At 38.9% G+C, this 18,336-nt stretch carries 18 protein-coding genes; 8 read left to right on the top strand and 10 right to left on the bottom strand.

The window, feature by feature from the left end; translation table 11 throughout:
• Together BWD42_RS03625 and BWD42_RS03620 are read left to right on the top strand one after the other, a co-directional pair.
• A complete protein-coding gene (locus BWD42_RS03625) occupies positions 1-585 on the top strand; it encodes a hypothetical protein (RefSeq protein ID WP_077433217.1) in 585 nt (194 codons plus the stop codon).
• A 133-nt stretch (positions 586-718) separates the two neighbouring features.
• Positions 719-1,270: a dihydrofolate reductase family protein gene (locus tag BWD42_RS03620; RefSeq protein ID WP_077433215.1), complete on the top strand. Its 552-nt coding sequence runs from the start codon at positions 719-721 to the stop codon at positions 1,268-1,270.
• A 198-nt stretch (positions 1,271-1,468) separates the two neighbouring features.
• Here BWD42_RS03620 and BWD42_RS03615 read toward each other — a convergent pair whose 3' ends face one another.
• From BWD42_RS03615 to BWD42_RS03575, 9 genes are all read right to left on the bottom strand, one after another.
• Complete coding sequence (locus tag BWD42_RS03615; protein ID WP_077433213.1) at positions 1,469-2,053, bottom strand: hypothetical protein; 585 nt, start codon at positions 2,051-2,053, stop codon at positions 1,469-1,471.
• A gap of 641 nt (positions 2,054-2,694) precedes the next feature.
• Positions 2,695-3,966 (bottom strand): glucose-1-phosphate adenylyltransferase, encoded by a 1,272-nt coding sequence (locus BWD42_RS03610; protein ID WP_077433211.1) that lies wholly within the window; start codon positions 3,964-3,966, stop codon positions 2,695-2,697.
• 287 nt (positions 3,967-4,253) lie between these two features.
• Positions 4,254-5,438, bottom strand: a complete 1,185-nt coding sequence (locus BWD42_RS03605; protein WP_077433209.1) for a metallophosphoesterase — start codon at positions 5,436-5,438, stop codon at positions 4,254-4,256.
• A 153-nt stretch (positions 5,439-5,591) separates the two neighbouring features.
• A complete protein-coding gene (locus tag BWD42_RS03600; protein ID WP_077433207.1) occupies positions 5,592-6,254 on the bottom strand; it encodes a TetR/AcrR family transcriptional regulator in 663 nt (220 codons plus the stop codon).
• An 84-nt stretch (positions 6,255-6,338) separates the two neighbouring features.
• On the bottom strand, positions 6,339-7,613 hold the full coding sequence (locus BWD42_RS03595; RefSeq protein ID WP_077433205.1) for an aminotransferase class I/II-fold pyridoxal phosphate-dependent enzyme: 1,275 nt from the start codon (positions 7,611-7,613) through the stop codon (positions 6,339-6,341).
• 1,014 nt (positions 7,614-8,627) lie between these two features.
• A complete protein-coding gene (locus BWD42_RS03590) occupies positions 8,628-9,278 on the bottom strand; it encodes a DedA family protein (protein ID WP_077433203.1) in 651 nt (216 codons plus the stop codon).
• Positions 9,279-9,583: 305 nt separating this feature from the next.
• Positions 9,584-9,934, bottom strand: coding sequence for a peroxiredoxin family protein (locus BWD42_RS03585; protein ID WP_077433201.1), 351 nt, complete (start codon positions 9,932-9,934; stop codon positions 9,584-9,586).
• Entirely contained in the window at positions 9,928-10,737 is an 810-nt protein-coding gene (locus tag BWD42_RS03580; RefSeq protein ID WP_077433199.1) for a DUF4369 domain-containing protein, read from the bottom strand. The genes BWD42_RS03585 and BWD42_RS03580 overlap by 7 nt, the downstream gene beginning before the upstream one ends.
• A gap of 71 nt (positions 10,738-10,808) precedes the next feature.
• Entirely contained in the window at positions 10,809-11,471 is a 663-nt protein-coding gene (locus tag BWD42_RS03575) for a hypothetical protein (protein WP_139351005.1), read from the bottom strand.
• Positions 11,472-11,808: 337 nt separating this feature from the next.
• On the opposite strand from BWD42_RS03575, the gene BWD42_RS25165 reads away from it, so the two are divergent.
• The 4 genes from BWD42_RS25165 to BWD42_RS03555 all read left to right on the top strand — a co-directional run bounded on the left by BWD42_RS25165 (position 11,809) and on the right by BWD42_RS03555 (position 15,456).
• A complete protein-coding gene (locus tag BWD42_RS25165) occupies positions 11,809-12,108 on the top strand; it encodes a DinB family protein (RefSeq protein ID WP_077433195.1) in 300 nt (99 codons plus the stop codon).
• A gap of 48 nt (positions 12,109-12,156) precedes the next feature.
• Positions 12,157-12,624 (top strand): OsmC family protein, encoded by a 468-nt coding sequence (locus BWD42_RS03565; RefSeq protein WP_077433193.1) that lies wholly within the window; start codon positions 12,157-12,159, stop codon positions 12,622-12,624.
• A gap of 166 nt (positions 12,625-12,790) precedes the next feature.
• Positions 12,791-14,026 carry a TCR/Tet family MFS transporter gene (locus BWD42_RS03560; protein WP_077433191.1) on the top strand — a complete coding sequence of 412 codons (1,236 nt, stop codon included), beginning with the start codon at positions 12,791-12,793 and terminating at the stop codon, positions 14,024-14,026.
• Between the two features lie 134 nt (positions 14,027-14,160).
• A complete protein-coding gene (locus BWD42_RS03555; protein ID WP_077433189.1) occupies positions 14,161-15,456 on the top strand; it encodes a DUF389 domain-containing protein in 1,296 nt (431 codons plus the stop codon).
• Positions 15,457-15,750: 294 nt separating this feature from the next.
• Here the strand turns inward: BWD42_RS03555 and BWD42_RS03550 are convergent, their stop codons facing one another.
• Complete coding sequence (locus tag BWD42_RS03550) at positions 15,751-16,674, bottom strand: SRPBCC family protein (RefSeq protein ID WP_077433187.1); 924 nt, start codon at positions 16,672-16,674, stop codon at positions 15,751-15,753.
• A gap of 197 nt (positions 16,675-16,871) precedes the next feature.
• Here BWD42_RS03550 and BWD42_RS03545 point away from each other — a divergent pair, with 197 nt between their 5' ends.
• Together BWD42_RS03545 and BWD42_RS03540 are read left to right on the top strand one after the other, a co-directional pair.
• Positions 16,872-17,861 carry a GlxA family transcriptional regulator gene (locus BWD42_RS03545; RefSeq protein WP_077433185.1) on the top strand — a complete coding sequence of 330 codons (990 nt, stop codon included), beginning with the start codon at positions 16,872-16,874 and terminating at the stop codon, positions 17,859-17,861.
• 109 nt (positions 17,862-17,970) lie between these two features.
• Positions 17,971-18,258, top strand: a complete 288-nt coding sequence (locus tag BWD42_RS03540) for a hypothetical protein (protein ID WP_077433183.1) — start codon at positions 17,971-17,973, stop codon at positions 18,256-18,258.
• The last annotated feature ends 78 nt before the right edge of the window (positions 18,259-18,336 follow it).

The following is an 18,336-nucleotide window of genomic DNA, read 5'->3' as shown; positions in this document are numbered from 1 at the left end:
ATGGAAAAAATCAGAACTTTTCAGCAATATGAATTAAACAAAATCAGGAAAACCGGTAAAGAGAGCGGGCTGCAATTCGAAAAGTTTGGAAGATCTTCAAATATAATGGATTATTCTGATAGAGAAATCAACGAGATGATCCTAGGCATCTATAAAGATAGTAAGCATTTAATGGTTGATGGAGGTTATTTTATCGATGTTTCGACTGTTCAGAAGGCTACTTGCGTTTTAACCGACATCTCCTATTCTCGCAGGATAAAACTGGATAGAACCGTCCCGATCAAATTAAAAAATATCAGAAACTTTTATATTCAGGACTATTTCCTAGAGACAAGTGAAAAGTTTTCAAATTCAGCTAAGCACAAAATAACCGGATACCTAAAAAAAATAGGCGGAATCAGTCTCGGCAAGGGAAAATACAGTCATGCTTATTCTATTCCAAACGATTTCAAAACCTTCTATCAGGGTATCCCAATCGACCTTTTTTACCCCATTCAGCATTATATCAATGGCCTATTTTTCGGAGATGATTACCACATATCAACTTTCGATGTAGTCACTGATTTAACGATCATAGACGAGTAGGCTTTCCATTCTCCCCCAAACAAAGCCGATCCATTCCAACATCTGTAATTGAGCAAGTTGCACAGCTTATTTTCCATCAGTCAATATTCCCCGGTTTTTTTTAAATTTAATTCACACAATACAACCATGGGATATGAGAAAAGTAATCGCGGCAATAAATATGAGTCTGGACGGTTTTTGCGATCATACGCTAATGCTTCCTGATGATGAAATTCATCAACATTATACGGACTTATTACGTGAATCTGATACCATATTATATGGTAGAATAACCTATCAACTCATGGAATATTGGCGGGCCTTCCTGTCGACCTCGAGTGGCAATAAGTCCTCAGATGAATTTGCGCAGGTCATGAACAGCATTCCCAAAATCGTTTTTTCCAGAACCCTAAAAAATCTGGATTGGGATAGTGCCAGATTGGCCAGCCGAAATATCGTCGAAGAACTTACAGTCCTTAAAGAACTACCGGGCGGAGATATCTTGGTAGGAAGCCCGAGTCTAATTGTTGCTTTAACAAAAAGTGGCCTAATAGATGAATATCAAATTTGTATCCATCCTATTATAGCCGGAAGTGGACTGCCCTTATTTAACAACTTAAGTAAAAAAATACTGCTGAAATATCTAAAAACAAAAAACTTTGGTGGTGGTGCTACAATTCTATATTATGAGCCAATACGTCAATAAGACACTCCTGTTCTTATAAGCACCAACAGCCATGAAAATCAACTGAAGGTTCTTTCTGTTCAATAGAAATCAGACACTTTCAGATTTCACAAAAAAGCGCCGCCCCCCCGCCTATGACTGATTCCCGACAATGCGTCTTAAAAGCTTTAGCCTAGTCTTTAGAACACAGAATAAGCTAAAGTGTGGCTTATTTTAAGTTTATAAACCAAAACTGTTCAAAAAGTTTTCCAATTCTTCTATCGGAACCTGGTTTGCCGAAGCAACAACAGCATAGCGATTGCCCTCTAAGTATTGTATACTTGTCATGCCATCGCTTTCGAACATACTCCAGTCAAATGAGACGAGCCAGCCCTTATAATTTTTCACTGCAGACTTGTCTTCCGGTGTATAAATTTCTTTCAGTTCTAAATAATTCAATAAATTAGCTTTCACCTGCTCAGATCCGGGTCCCGCACCATCCGTTATCATGAGATAAATATTCCCTCCATCCTTTGCATAGTTGGCCGAGGCAAAGGAGCCAGTTTCCGGGTCTTCAAATGCCTTAACTTCCGTCAGTTTAAATCCATTGATCTCTTTTTTAAACTTTGCTTCAAAATCAGTGGTACGGATAGGTTTAAGTTTCTTTAATTCTTTCACCAGATTCTCCACTTTTGTGGAATCCGAATTAATCTGCACGTTTTCAAAAGAATGAACACTTTGTTGATGGCCAGAAACAGTATTATAACGCATCATTAGCGCTAATCCGACACCTAACGTTGCCATCCCTAAATAAAAAGATTTCATATTGATATAAATATTTTAAATGTCAGGCTACACAAAAAACGCACCAATTCCCACCTTGAACAGCATCTTTGGTAATTATTTGCTCCACATTATTACAATCCAATTAAAATAAACAACTTATAAATATTAAAATATGGCCTAGGAAAATACTTTTTTTTCATCACGCCATCGGATGGTCGAACTTCAGTAACTCTTGGCAGAGACCATTTCGATAAGCACATTCGACGGTTTTGCAGCAGAAATTTGACAAACATTGATTATTAGGAAATAAAAAGTATGTAAAATAGCCCTTCTTTAGCATTTAAACTAAATCAAGTCGCTTTTAAGTTTTTTTTACAAAATCAATTAAACCAATAAGTTGTAGATATCAAACTACAGTTTCAATAATCACTAGGAGGGCAATTTACAATGGGCATGACTTTTGCAAATTAAATTAATAAGTAATAAATAAAAAAGATCTTGAGAAGAACACCCTATACAACAACTGTCATCGTTTTATTGGTCATATGTGTTGTCGTATTGATGACAACCTGTACTAGCCTCGTTTAATTGCCCCTGCGAATTCCGGCCCAATACAATAGACCGATAAAAGACCAGGTGCTTACTGCACCTAGTCCTCTACTATTGATGCCGCAACATCACTAACAGCCTATGCTTACACTATTTGAAATAATAGCATTTTTTTTGATAACAACAATACCATCGCAGATGGTATGCGTCTGAAAATCGCCGTCTTTCAGATGTGAGCCTCCTTTTATTCTGACATCATTGCCGATCCTGCAATTTTTATCCAAAATAGCATTTTCGATATAACAGCGTTCTCCCACACCGACCGGTGGCGGTTTTTGTGTATTCCCTAATTCAATGACCTCTTCAAGTTGCTCGTAATAGTCCGAGCCCATCATATAAGTAGACTTCATGACTGTACCTTCACCGATACGCGAACGTATACCGATCACAGAACGTTCGAGTTTATCTGCATTAAGAATGCAGCCATCTGCGATGACCGTATTATTCAGTGTTGTTCCCGAAACCTTAGAGGGTGGTAACATACGCGCGCGTGTAAATACGGTCTCATCAAATAAATTGAAATCAGGAACATCTGCAGTCAGGCCAATATTGGCATCAAAAAATGATCTAATCGTTCCGATATCCGTCCAATAGCCATCGAATTGGTAGCTGAGTACTTTATACTTGTTAATCGCATCTGGCAGTATTTCCTTGCCAAAATCCATACCCGGATTGGCAAGCAATAAATTGAGCAGGACACCTTTCGAAAAAACATAAATACCCATTGACGCCAGATAATTCCGACCACATTTCGCCATCTCACCCGAGACCTCTGAAGACCAATTTAACAGCTCCTCTTTATTGGGTTTTTCGGTAAAGGCTGTAATTACATTTGCTTCGTTCGCTTTAAGGATACCAAAGCCCGTTGCATCATGGACATTAACAGGAATGGTTGCAACGGTGATGTGCCCACCATTCTGCACATGGAAGTCCACCAAAGCCGAATAATCCATTTGATAGAGCTGATCACCCGATAAGACCAGTACATAATCGTAGTCAACATTCAAGAGGTGCTTATGTGTACGTCGCACAGCGTCAGCTGTCCCCTGAAACCAACGGTCCCCCTCATTTGTTTGTTCCGCAGCCAGAATATCCACAAAACCCTTACTGAAAATACTGAAATTGTAAGCGTTTTTGATATGTGTGTTCAATGACGCGGAATTGAACTGCGTTAAAACGAATATCTTATTATATCCGGAATTTAGACAATTCGAAATAGGAATATCGACCAGTCGATATTTTCCAGCAATAGGAACAGCCGGCTTCGAACGCTGTTGTGTCAATGGATAAAGTCGAGACCCTCTACCCCCTCCCAAAATAAGGGAAACTACTTTGTGTGCCATACCTCAAATTAAATAATTGGTTTATAAATCTAATTAACTATCGAACGCATCCCCCAAAGGATCTATATGACAATCCGCCTGATCATATTTAGCTATTTTATGCCCGGCACAGGATATTCTTCTCTTGTCTTTTGTTTAATTTGACGCAATTGGTTATTATTAGCCTTAGCTTACCGCCCCTTTTGGACCACGCTAGGCTACCTAAATATAATAAAATAAATCTCCGAAACAAAAAAATATTGGCCAACCTAACCCTCGGACAACATCGTCACCGCAGTACCCGAAAACTATAAACCCGATTTTTTCAGCGTGATAACAGTAATTTCTGGCCATACACCGATCCTACCTTTGAATCCATGATAACCAAAACCCCGGTTAACATACAAATATTTACCTTGTTTTTGATATAAGCCCGCCCACTGTTCGTAGAAATATTGTATCGGGCTCCATTTAAATCCAAATAACTCTATCCCAAATTGCATCCCATGGGTATGCCCCGCCAATGTCAGGTGCACGTGTTTGTCGTGATCTAAGGTCACATGATCCCAATGTGACGGATCATGTGACATCAATATATTAAAGGAGTCCGTCGACAGCCCAGATGTCGCTTTGTTCAAATCCCCATATTGATGGAAACCACCCTTTCCCCAATTTTCCACACCGATCAATGCAATGCTTGAACCCTTTTTCTGAATAGTAATAGATTCGTTCAATAATAGCTTAAATCCCATCTCCTGATGAATTTGTTTCAACCTGACAAGATTAGACGCCTTTGACGCAGCACTATCCCAGGCGGTATAATCTCCGTAATCATGATTTCCGAGTACAGAAAATTTGCCAAAAGGAGCTTTTAATGAAGTAAAATCCGAGATCCAGGATTCCATCTCAGCCGCTTTGTTATTCACAAGATCTCCCGTAAACAGAAGCAGATCACTCTGTTGCGCATTCGCCAATGCAATCCCTTTTCGGACAGCCTTTATGTTGGATAAACTCCCGGAATGTATATCCGAGATCTGTGTGATCTTAAATCCATCAAACGCATCGGGCAGGTCCGAAAAACTCAAAACTTCCTCTCTTACCCGATATAAATACCGCCCTCTGGTAAGGCCAAAAGCAATAATTAAAACCATTACTAGCGCCAATGCGAGTACAAATTCGCTCAAATACGTATTTCGTGGTGGAAAATTCTGCAATACCCGGAACAAATCTTCAGTCAATAAGATTGGAAACGCCGGTAATTTGGGAATAAATACAATTAAAAAAGATGTAACCAGATTTCCAGCCAATTGTTGAATATCTTTCCCTTGTTGCCGAAGAACAATAAGGGCAAATACCCCGATAAGCAACAATAAATCCAAATACCAATAAACCTTATGTAAAAATGCGGTATGAATAACAGTTGTAAATGCCTGAAAGAAATAAACATCAGCAACTACAAACAGCATGAATATAAGCAATAACCTCTTTGCCATGTTTTAAATTATTTAAATCTAAACCGGCGAATGATATGCCAAAAAAAAGGACATGACAACAAGAGCGCTTCCTAAAGAGAATAGTGATAACACCGTGACAATAGAAGTGCTTATCAATCGAGTCCCTTTTCTATTAGGGACAGATTGGCAGTGCTATACTTTGTCTCCACTTTCAATCCGATCTTTTTCATTTTCTCCATAGGCCCAAGAGAGAATTGTTTTAACCGCATTGCGAATTCTGTCCAAACCATCAGCGTTCAGTTCAATCTCACAGAAGGTGCTGTCTGTATTGATGGAATGAAGTACCAAATAATAGATCCCTGCGGTAAGAATACTACTGATAGCCCGCAAATCGACATTTTTACCCTCCATTTCCCGATCGGCGAAGGCGAAAAACAAAGCGCTCATCTTTTCTCGTTCCCTTGTGATCTGCGACATAATTTCAGACTTTTCACTGATCTGCCAAAGAACGGCTTTCTGCATTTCAGTGTTCTCCAGAAAGCTATCCATCTGATTGAGCAGCAATGATTCGAGAAAACCTTTTGACCCCTCGGTTGGGGCAGTACCAAAATATTCAACGGCACCTAGCGTAGCAGCTACCCAGTAGTCTTTACTCCTGATGTACGTTTCCACTAAATTTTCAACGGAACCGAAATAAAGCGAAATGAGCTTCCTATCAACACCTGCTGTTTTAGAAATATTAGCAATTGTTAATCCGGTATATCCCTTATCCCGAAGAACCTTACCAACAGACAAAATAAGTTTGTTCATGGTACGTTCTTTATCATTCTTTTCTCCTTTATAAGTTTTACGCATGCGTTATTGATATGGTATTGATCTGAACCCTAAAATTAAGTATTCAGATCAATATAATAAATATTTAAATAGTATAAGATTTATTTATCTTGACTTTTTTAAACTTACGAGCTTACTGATATCCGCCAATGTATTTAATACTTTATCCAAATGTTCTTTGGTATGAGTGGCCATCAGGCTTGTACGGATACGGGCATCCTTTTTTGCCACACCGGGATAGACAATGCAATTGGCATAAACACCACGTTGTAATAACATACGCGATATCTGTGCGGTACGGATTGGATCACCAATCTTGATTGGAATAATTGGCGAAGATGATGCACCGATATCGACACCCAAAGCAAGCAATCCATTCTTAAAATAGTTTACATTATCCCTAAGCCTTGTCCGCCAGTAAGGTTCTTCATCAATTAAATCAATGGCCTTCAATAGACCAAAACTTGCCGGTGTTGACGTAGAAGAAAATACTTGTTGCCTGGACTGATACCGAAGGTAATTGATGATTTCTGGCGTGGAAACTATAAAACCGCCGATATGACCGAATGCCTTACTCAAGGTACCGGCAATGATATCGACTTTGTCCAGAAGATTATAGACTTCCATGACCCCTCTACCGGTATCGCCCATCACCCCTATGCCATGCGCATCATCCACCATTAAATAGGCACCATACTTCCTTGTTAACGCATAAATTTCATCCATTGTCGCTAAATCACCATTTTGGGAATAGACACCATCAATGATCACCAGTTTGGTTCTGAACTTATTCTCCGCGTCAGCCAATGCACGTTCAAGATGAATCATACTATTATGGGGAAAGCGTTTGACATTTGTATTCAATAAACCCTCATAGACGCTAGCATGTACTTCCATATCAACAATAGCACAGTCTTCCTGTTTCAATAAGCTCAGTAACGTAGCGCTATTTGCAGTATATCCAGTTGTAAAAACGATACTCGATCCTTCCGGACGATTGAAAAATTTACAAATCTTATCTTCCAGTGCGACATGATATTCATGGTGTCCTCCTATCAACGGTGATGCACCGGCTCCAGTACCATATTTCTCTATTCCAGCTATGGCTGCGGCTTTTACTTTGGGATGTTGGGAAAAATTAAGATAATCGTTTGACACAAGACTAATGCATTCCGTTGGTTTCTCTAAAAATGCTGAGCTAACTATAGCAGTCGGACCGCAGCCCTGTGTTACAAACCTAAAGTTAAGATGTTGATTTTCTTTCATATAATTGATATAGGAACTGAAATACTTTGCAGTATCCACCATATCAAGGCCAGCAATATTCTCAAATTCTTTGAAACTTGCTGTCGCAAAATCAATGTGATCATTAATTTTCATAGATAGTTTTTTAGGTATTCATAATAATACCATAAATATAAAGTAAAAATCAGATCGTTATCTCTTCGGCAAGCCATTTAGAAGAAATTATTCAGCATGTCATTGGAATAGCACAAAACAACCCAGTCTGGAAAAATCCAATTTTAACAAAAAACATCTGGGACGACGAAACATCTGGCGAAGAAAAGAAAATAGGAAGGCCAATAAACCGCGATTATAAACAACAGTGGCAGCCCCTACAGCTACCACCGTTAAATTATACACCTACCTACAGTATACATATCAAATTTACATTTTATAGGGAAATACCCCCTATTTAAAAGCTTATTCAGATTGCGCATTAAAACCGAATAAGTAAAAACGTCGTATTGATGTACAAATATAAAAAAATAAAATTTCCCTTGTATGTCAAAATTAAAAAAAAATAATAAAAATACTTTTGAGCGCCTCTGGCCACAGTTTTATACAAAACCAAATTACGTGTTTGAACTTTATAACTATAGTTATGATATTTTTTCATTCCTATAAGAAAATACCAGTACTATCCTCTATTTGAATAATAAATTTTCTCAAAAGAAGGAATATTATAAATTATTGTTATAAATTTGAATAGTAAAAAGGGATAAAATAACCTATTGTTACTTTATGCAATATGTCAGGCGAATTAGCAGATGAATCAACCATAAACTCCGCATAGCGTAATAAAAGAAAAATGGCCACTAATCTGTTGATTTGTAGCCATTTATGATAGGTATACTGTAGGGTGCTGCGCAATAATGCTGTAAATCTACGGAAAAATACTGTAAAACATTTCTTTTTCGTAAAAAAAAATGTTTAAAACACAGATGAAATTAGTAATAATGTAGATAATAATTTCCTTGAAACCTATTGAAAAATCCGTAGGATATCTATCTCACCCTATCTTATTTATTGAATTACCATGACAATAGTCCGCCGTTGTCACGCTTCATTGAACAGCTTCTTCCTTTGGATTAAGAAGATGTGGGCCAATTCTTATTGTGCAATCTTTGCTTTATCTTTCGAAGTAAATGCTTTTACAATGACCGGCGCAGTTGCAATTAATACAATAACGATAATAACAAGCTCCAGATTTTCCTTCACCCATACATTCTCGCCCAACAAGTAACCCAGGGTAACCAGGCTTCCTGACCAGACAATTGCGCCAATCACATTGTACAACACAAATTTTCTGAATTCCATTCCAACAATACCGGCGACAATGGGCGCAAAAGTACGAACAATAGGAAGAAACCTTGCAAGAACAATGGCACCGCCCCCCCTTTTTTCGTAAAACTCCTGTGCTTTAAAGATGTAGCTCTTTTTGAAAAACCAGCTATCCTCCATGCTCATAATTCTCTTTCCAAAAACCTTCCCACACCAATATCCTACAAAGTTACCCAAAATTGCAGCTAAGGACACAAGCACAATCCAATACAATAAAGTCGGTATCTGCTCCGAAGGTGAAATGCTCATATTGGAAACTATCATACCAGCAATGAACAGAATAGGGTCTCCGGGAAGAAAAAATCCAATAAGTATACCCGTTTCAGCAAAAATAATAAATAACAAAAGGTATAAACCGCCATGAGAAACAATCCAATCCGGATTTGTGAGGTTATTTAGAAATTCAAAAAAAACATCCATCAAATAAGTCGAATAATATCAAAAACAAAAATAATCAGTCTCTCTTCCAACGACGACCTGACGCCCTTATCCTACCAATGTATTAAAATAAGATACAAATGAAAAATAATTTTTTTAAGTATCAAGCGTTCAGTTAAACCCACCAAGAGCCCGAATATCGTATAGCCATGTGATCTTTAATTAAAGGCGCAAGATAGAAAATAGCTTCCAATTGTAGGCAATTTTTCGCACTTATTTTTGGAACAAAAAATCCATTTTAGAAGAGGTCTGTTGGAGGGGATATTTGGATTAGAAATATGGCGTTCTTACGGATTCGATCGGTCTATAAAGATCCTTTTTAGTAGATTTTGCAAATCGTCCCCCCTTAGGTTACGGGCAATTATTCTTCCTTCTGGATCGAGCAGAAAACTGGCCAGAATAACATTGATTCCATAAATTTTTGCAGCGAGACTATCCCAGCCTTTTAGATCAGAAACCTGAGGCCATAATAGGTTGTCTTTCTTTATGGCTTCGACCCAAGCATCTTTCCGTGCAGCATCGTCCAGGGAGATTCCCAATATCTCAAATCCTTTATCATGATATTTTTGATAAGCTTTTACCAGGTTGGGATTTTCTGCACGACAAGGGTCACACCAACTCGCCCAAAAATCTAACAATAAGTACTTCCCAAATAGTCCGAAATTTTGATGGCCTTCCCCGCCGGGTTGTTGAGCGTTAGGTCTGGCGCCTGCTGCCCGACTTTGGTCTTGAACTGGGCTTCTAACTGCAACGGAATTACCTTTCCTAACGGACTTTCTTTTAGCCTATTCGAAAGACCATCATACGCTGATTTAGCCGATGCATAAAATTTCTCCTGACCGGCAACAAAACTTAAACCAATTACACTGATGTATGAATCAGGATGGCTTCTAGCAAAATCCAGATAGACACTGTAATTTTCATCCATAAGATTCTTTTCACGCATGACAAACTGGGCAAATATGACAGAATCTTTCTGTTGTTCTGGTGGAAGTTTGGCAAATTCTTTATTTAATGCATCAAATTTATTGTCAACAGTTTTTTTCATCTCTAGGAGTTCCACATTTTCCGTGTTGAGCTTGGAACCATTCCACACAATATTTTTTAGTGAATCCTTCGCATTCATTCCAATCTGAGCAGCTTCTAGATAAAAGCGGATGTAGTCCAGCTTTTCATTGGGCTGCAACTTGGTTGTATAGGGATTTTTATGGAGATAAAGTGTAGAATAAACCGGATACCCGAGCTGCCCCTTAAAGTTAAAACGCCCATCTTTGGCTGCTGTTGAATCGACAAACGAAACACCATCATTGTTATAGACCAGAAAAAGCTTACTGCCATCTTTCAATTGATCTACTTTACCTCTAATTATGTAATGACCCTGAGCAAAGGTCAAAATAGGAAGTAGCAAAAATAAGGATAAACACCGTAAAGAAGTTCTCATCAAGCTCAGCTTTAAGCCTATTAATCAGATAATTATTAAAAATAGTAAATTTATTTCAATCAAATGAATAGTTAAATATCCTGAGATATCCGTGTATGGGGAAATAATTTTTTCATGACGGCAATCAATTGCTTAATTTCTTTCATATCAGCACCTATTGGAACGGCGATATGTGAATCTTCTAAGTTATATAAAGCAGGATCCTTTATCTTCAGAAGCATTTCACTTTTGCTCTTTCCAAGGTAGCGTTTAAAATTGATCTCCTGGATATCATTGACAAAGACAAATTGATAATCACTCATGTATATCCCCTTGGGAGCCAACTTGATGATTGTTTTCGTGCTAAATGGACTCAGCAAAAAATGCCCGCCAAGAAATAAGATGAAAACTCCAAAGATTGATTTCTCGTACAACATACCAATTCCCGAAAAGCAAATAATTGATCCAAGAATCATCATCGCTAATATACTTTGACTTACTGTATATGTCTCTTTGTAATTTATCGTCCCTTTACTCAATGAGCGCTGATGAACTGCTTTATATTTTTGTATAAACTCCCTTTTTTTTGCATCTTTTTTCCATTCCAGGAAATAATATAAATTGATCAGGGTCAAACCAATAACACAAAAGCTGAGCCCTGTCGATTTCATTTCGAATCGATAATACAACAATAGACTGGATACAACATACATGACATTGTATCCTATGACCCTATAAACTCTTTTATTATTCATCCAGCATCCATTAATTATCTACAAAGATAATCATTCCACCTATCATTCATTCCTTAGTCAACTGACATCACATGTTCATTTATGAACAGACCGCACTTACCCAATCAGCAATAAAATTGACGTTTCAATCCACATTTACATAGGTAATTTACGTATATTTATTACCGCAATTAAGTAATCAGAGATGTCAAGCCCGTTAGTACAATTATGGTTATATAACGATTGGGCGAATAACCTTCTCATCGAAAAAATGAAACAGGAAGTTGAAAAAACTCCCCCGGTTTGTCTACGGCTATTCAGTCATATAGTGAATGCGCAACTGATATGATTATACCGGTTGGATGGAGAAAAACCACCCGTAGGAGTTTGGGATGAGCACAGTTTGTCAACATGTGAACACTACCATGGACTCGCTTCTTCGGGATTTAAAGCAAAAGTCCTCGCTCAGGAGGCTGAGATAGCAAAAACTATATCCTATACCAATACAAAGCATGAGCAGTTCCAAAATTCGTTTGGAGATATCCTTTTACATGTGTTTAATCATGGCACCTATCATAGAGCACAAATAGCTTCCGAAATGAGAAGAAATGGACTTGAACCTATCAACACGGATTATATTTCTTTTGTTCGAACATAAAGTTGGTATTAAAAAGTAGAAATTAATAAAAAATGCTAAATTCATTACATGAGTTTCAAACATTACTTTAAGGCTGGTTTAACCTGGTTTCGCCAGGAACAGTCGGCATCGTTATCCAAAATATACCACAAGAGTCATCGGATTTCCATCCAGGGCAAGGCGGATTTACAGGTTTCGGCAGCAAAAGCCTTCAAAGGTGATCCAACATTACACAACCCCGAAGATCTTTTCCTAAGTAGCCTTGTTTCCTGTCATATGATGTCTTATCTCTATGTATGTTCCAAAAATAACATCGACGTGATTTCTTATACGGACAATGCAGAGGCCGTTTTAGAAACTCGTTCTGATGCCAGTGGTAGATTTGTGCAGGTTGACCTGTTTCCAGAAGTCATTATTTCGGATCCTGATAAAATAGCGTTGGCGACATCACTACATCAAGAAGCAAATCAACTTTGCTTTATCGCCAATTCCTGTAACTTCCCCGTACGACATCATGCTGTTTGTCGCGCTATTTAGGCGCTGAAAACAGGGTCAATACAAATTTATTTTATCCGGCAGATTCGAGACTCACAACATGAACAGTGGCATGATCGGGCAATTTTCTCAATTAGCCCGATAGTTTACCACAAATTAACCTTTTAAAATATAGATATATTTTTCAGGAATTTTCTATTTTTAGGCCATGATTGACAACTCCAAGAAAAAGGCCGCCATAGGCTTTATATTTATCACTTTACTTATTGATATCACAGGATGGGGTATTATCATTCCAGTGGTCCCCAAGTTGATTGAAGAACTGATCCACAGCGACATCAGTGAAGCTGCAAAATATGGTGGCTGGCTGGGTTTTGCTTATGCTTTCACACAGTTTATATTCTCACCTGTAGTGGGTAATCTGAGTGACAAATATGGACGAAGACCGATTATTTTGATTTCGTTGTTCGGTTTTGCAGTAGACTACATTTTTCTGGCCCTCGCCCCTTCTATAGGTTGGCTATTCTTGGGACGGGTTATTGCTGGATTGACCGGAGCAAGTTTCACGACTGCCAGCGCTTATATTGCGGATATTTCTACCGATGAGGATCGGGCCAAAAACTTCGGATTAATTGGCGCTGCCTTCGGCTTGGGCTTTATTATTGGCCCCGTAATCGGCGGATTGCTTGGCCATTATGGCGCGCGGGTTCCTTTTTACGCAGCGGCAGGCTTATGTCTGTTAAATTTTCTGTATGGGTATTTTATTCTGCCCGAAAGTCTGGATAAGGATAAGCGACGGGCTTTTGACTGGAAACGTGCTAACCCCATCGGATCCTTTCGCTTTCTGGGAAAACACCCCGAGATTTCTGGTTTGATCGTAGCATTGATCCTAATCTATATTGCAGGCCATGCCGTACAGAGCAACTGGAATTTCTTTACCATATACAAATTTGATTGGACCGAAAGAATGGTTGGTATCTCACTTGGCGTCATCGGTCTTTTGATTGGTCTGGTACAAGGAGTCTTGATCCGTTGGACCACACCAAAACTCGGTGAGCAAAAAAGCATTTATTATGGGTTGATATTTTATGCAATAGGGTTATTATTGTTTGCATTTGCCAATCAGGGCTGGATGATGTTTGTCTTTCTTATTCCTTATTGCCTGGGTGGAATATGTGGTCCTGCACTGCAATCTGTCATTACCAAAAATGTCCCATCAAATGAACAGGGCGAACTTCAGGGAGCATTAACCAGTTTAATGAGTGCCACATCGATTATTGGCCCTCCGATGATGACCAATCTGTTTTACTTTTTTACACATGACAATGCCCCATTCAAATTCTCGGGCGCGCCCTTTTTTCTCGCGTTTATTCTAATGACAATCAGCGTCATTATCGTATATTCAGCCTTTAAACGAAAGCGTAAAGAACAGCTTGAAAATTAAATTTCGAAGATTATACCATCCAACAAAGGCCAGCCCATTTATTGATGGGCTGGCCTTTGCTTTAATCAAATATCAATCTGATTCATCCCACGAATTAAAACATATGTATATTCGCATAGAGAAAACAAGCTGTTATGAATAAGATGCTCCGATTTTTTGATCTGCACCCGGGAGAGGAACGAAAAGAGGCCGTTCTTGATAATGTGATCAGCAACATTTCATTCCGTGGCGCCAATGCATGGATCTTGGCATGTGCCATTGTGATTGCTTCTGTTGGTCTAAATGTCAATTCAACAGCGGTAATTATTGGTGCGATGCTTATCTCCCCACTCATGGGCCCGATTGTGGGAGCCGGCTTTGCGCTGGGTACATTTGATTTTCAGCTCTTAAAGAAATCCCTTAAGAATCTATTGATCGCAACCCTGATCAGTCTGGTTGTATCCTCTTTGTATTTTCTTCTGAGCCCATTTAAAGAAGCGCAATCCGAATTGCTCGCCCGTACTTCACCCAATATCTATGATGTACTTATTGCACTTTTTGGTGGCTTGGTAGGCGTAATTGCCATAACCCGGGTCGATAAAGGTAATCCAATACCCGGGGTGGCTATTGCAACAGCTTTGATGCCTCCGCTCTGTACCGCAGGCTATGGGCTGGCTATAGGAAATTTAAGTTACTTCGCTGGTGCCTTATTTCTATATATTATCAATTGTGTTTTTATATGCATTGCGACATTTACGATCGTGAAATACCTTAGATATCCCAAAAAACATTATGTTGATCCTAAAAGAGAAAAAAGAATAAGCCAAAGTATCAGCCTGATTATCCTTGCCTTAGTAATACCGAGCTTATATTTTGCCTACAATCTCCTACAGGAAAAGAAATACACAAATAAGGTTAAACAATTTGTTCAACAACAATTTAGTGATAAAGGTTATACGGTCGTCTATGAAAAATTGCTCACCAAGCCGAAACGTTTGGAGCTAGCCTTCTTAGCAAAGAAATTTAGTGACCAGGAAATTGCTGCATTAAAAAAATCCATGGAGTCATTTGGCATCACGCATACCGACCTGATCATCCGTCAGGATAGCCTCGATCTCAAAACCACAATCCTCAGTGAAATCGACAAACGAAGTGCTGCTGTGAATGATAAGGATTTAACCATCCGGGCACTCAACAATGAGCTTGCTAAATATCAGGTCGCAAGCCCACAATTAGCTAACGACTTAGCAGTACTTTTCCCCGAACTACAGTCCTATAGCATAGGACAACAACAGTACTATGCAAAAAAGGATAGCTTAGCAAATATGGTTGCCTTTATTTATTCATCGAAAGTTCCTTTAGCTGAAATACAACAAATAAAATTGCGTCTTTGGTTAAAAAACCGTTTTCCAAAAGACAGCCTCGAGATCATAGAACGGAACTTCAAATAATCCGTGAACTATTCAATTTCCAAGTATGAACAGTTGATCGAACAGGGATCGTCTATGGAGCAATCCGGTATTCACCGGTTCCGCTGTGCACTTCCAGTCGTATTTTGCACCGAGCTGCAGAGAGAAACGTCTCCTGCTCCATATGGTAGTCCCAATTATAAAGATATAATTGGGACTGTTTTGCACCTGCATCTCGCTTAAATATTTCGAGCACTTTCCTCAATAGGTCAATGCACATATAGGGAGCGAAATTTAACCAAGCCCCTTATCTGAATCCGTGAAAACGATTCTGCTTTATTTATTGAATTCAGGATAAGGAAAACCTTTTCCTGTTTCACACAAAAATTTCAGGCTCCTAAAGAAAAGCGCCCAATCATAGCTACAGGAGGCAAATTCCTCACTATATTTAGCCCAACCGTCATGATGGAACAAGAGCGTACAGCCTTTCTGATGTGGAATCAATTCAAATGTCAGTGTTGTTCCTATCCATTCCTCAAAGCCCTCCTTACATTGCCATGCGACAAGTGCATAAGGATATAATGCAAGGACTTCCATTTTTTTGAAATAATCAGGGCCAAAGCCAAACCGCAAGATGCTTCCTATTTCCGGTGCTGCAATGGTATCGGGCGTCCACCAGCCCGCCAGCCCTTCCTGAGTAGTGATTGCCCAGTATACTTTTTCAACTGGTGTTTTAATCAATAATCTATGATAAATACTTTTACCCTTTTGTTTTGCCAACAATTGCTCCCTAATTTCCGCTAAGGACAATATGTTCTCTTTGGGCGTAGCAAGCCCCTGTCCTGTTAGAATCAATTGCTGCAGACTTTCTTGGATATAATATGTCCATGCAGCCTGACAGACATCATAACATTCCATATCAGGCACCAGCCCCTGATGAGTAAATTTTAATTGCGTCTTACCGCCGAGATCAATGATATCAAAGATCACATAGCTCTCCACCCATTCCTGTTTATCGGTCGTAAATTTGAAATCGTTCTCCAACACCCGCCATACAACTTTGACATTGCTCTGCACTTCAACGAGCTTTACTTTACACTCGTGTATATCCTGGTAGTGATAAGAAAATACATCATCTAGTGCTGCTGTGCCGCCTTCAATGTTTTCTGACCACCAGCCACGAACATTGATAATCGCGTCAAATACCTGTTGCGGCTTCGCTCCAACGATTATATCGGTTGTAAAATCTTTTTTTTCCATCCTCTATTTTTTTGTTAATATTTATTTTTCAACCACTTAAATATCCAGCCTCCACTAGAATAAGTCAAAGTTATAGACATTTAAGATTTAAAATAGGGTGCCAAATAGACATTCTGAGCGGTTGATTTGGACAACACATTTCCTTATATTTGAATAATACACCACACATCGGATCATTCAATTTTAAACCAAGAAAGATGAAACACTTAACAATTTTGGTACCTGAAGTTCAGACTGGCCCAAATACACTTTCATGCATTATTGGCACTTATCATATCTTTACCGAAGCCAATAGGTACTACCAACAACATCATGATAAAACGGTATTTGAAATTGAACTCGTCGGACTTTCCAGACAATCCGTTTTTCTGAATGGTTTACTCGCTGTAATGCCGCAGAAAGAAATTACTGCCGTCCAGCGGACAGATCTGATTGTAATTCCCGCCGTTGCCCCAGACTTCACTGTATTAAACACCGAAAACAGACCATTTATAGACTGGTTATGTAAACAATATCGCAATGGAGCTCAGGTTGCCAGCATGTGTACCGGAGCCTATATCCTTGCCTCAACAGGTCTTTTAGAAAAGAAAAACTGTTCAATCCATTGGAGCGCCGAAACAAATTTCAAACAGTTATTTCCCAATGTCATCATGAAGACCGACCGAATTATAACAGATGAAGAAGGCATTTGTACCAATGGTGGTGGATATTCATTTCTGCACCTGCTCATTTATCTGGTTGAAAAGTATTATGATCGAAAGACGGCAATCTATTGCTCCAAGATATTCCAGATTAACCTTGACCGGCAACAACAATCTGATTTCGTTATCTTTAATGGTCAAAAAAGGCATGGCGATGAAACGATCATCAAAGCTCAGGAGTATATTGAGCATAATTTCGCCCAGAAGATTTCCATTCAACAACTTTCAGAACGATTTACCATTGGCCGACGGAACTTCAACCGGCGATTTATAAAAGCGACAGGTAATACACCAATTGAATATCTCCAAAGGGTCAAAATTGAATCTGCAAAAAAAGAACTGGAAATCTCCGGAAAAACAGTGAACGAAGTCATGTACGAAGTAGGCTATTCCGATTCAAAAGCCTTTAGGGAAATATTTCGCAAAGTTACCGGCCTCTCTCCTTTGGCCTATCGCAACAAATACAACAAATCCGCAATGAAATAATGATTCTTTGTCCTGCATTCGTAATGGGTCGGTAAAAATTATTTCCAATCTCATCAGGATAGAAAATAGAAAAATACAACAAATGTGATCCTTTCGGTGTTCTACGATTATGGAAAGACACTATCGCAAAGGAAACAGCATTTACAGTGGTCACAGTGCCCACAAGGGGGACAATACAAGAAAGTACATCGTCAGTGAAATTATCCGCGATGGTGAGCTTGCTGGCGTGGGCATTTATTATGATGGAACTGAGGAACTTCGTGCCGCTGTCATAAAGAATGAGCAAGGGCAAGCTGTTGAAATCCGCAATTTACATGATGAGCATTATCCCGAAGCCCAATCAGATGACGACTTGACAGTACTCTGGCCGCTCTATGAGAAACTTTTAGCAGAATAAGCATCAGTTCCCCGTCACTCGATAACTCTTTTGTTAAAAAAAAGTATATAAAAAATATACTTTTACATCGATAACACT

Source organism: Sphingobacterium sp. CZ-UAM, from assembly GCF_002000245.1.
GTDB lineage: Bacteria > Bacteroidota > Bacteroidia > Sphingobacteriales > Sphingobacteriaceae > Sphingobacterium.
This window is presented reverse-complemented; position numbering and strand designations above follow the sequence as displayed.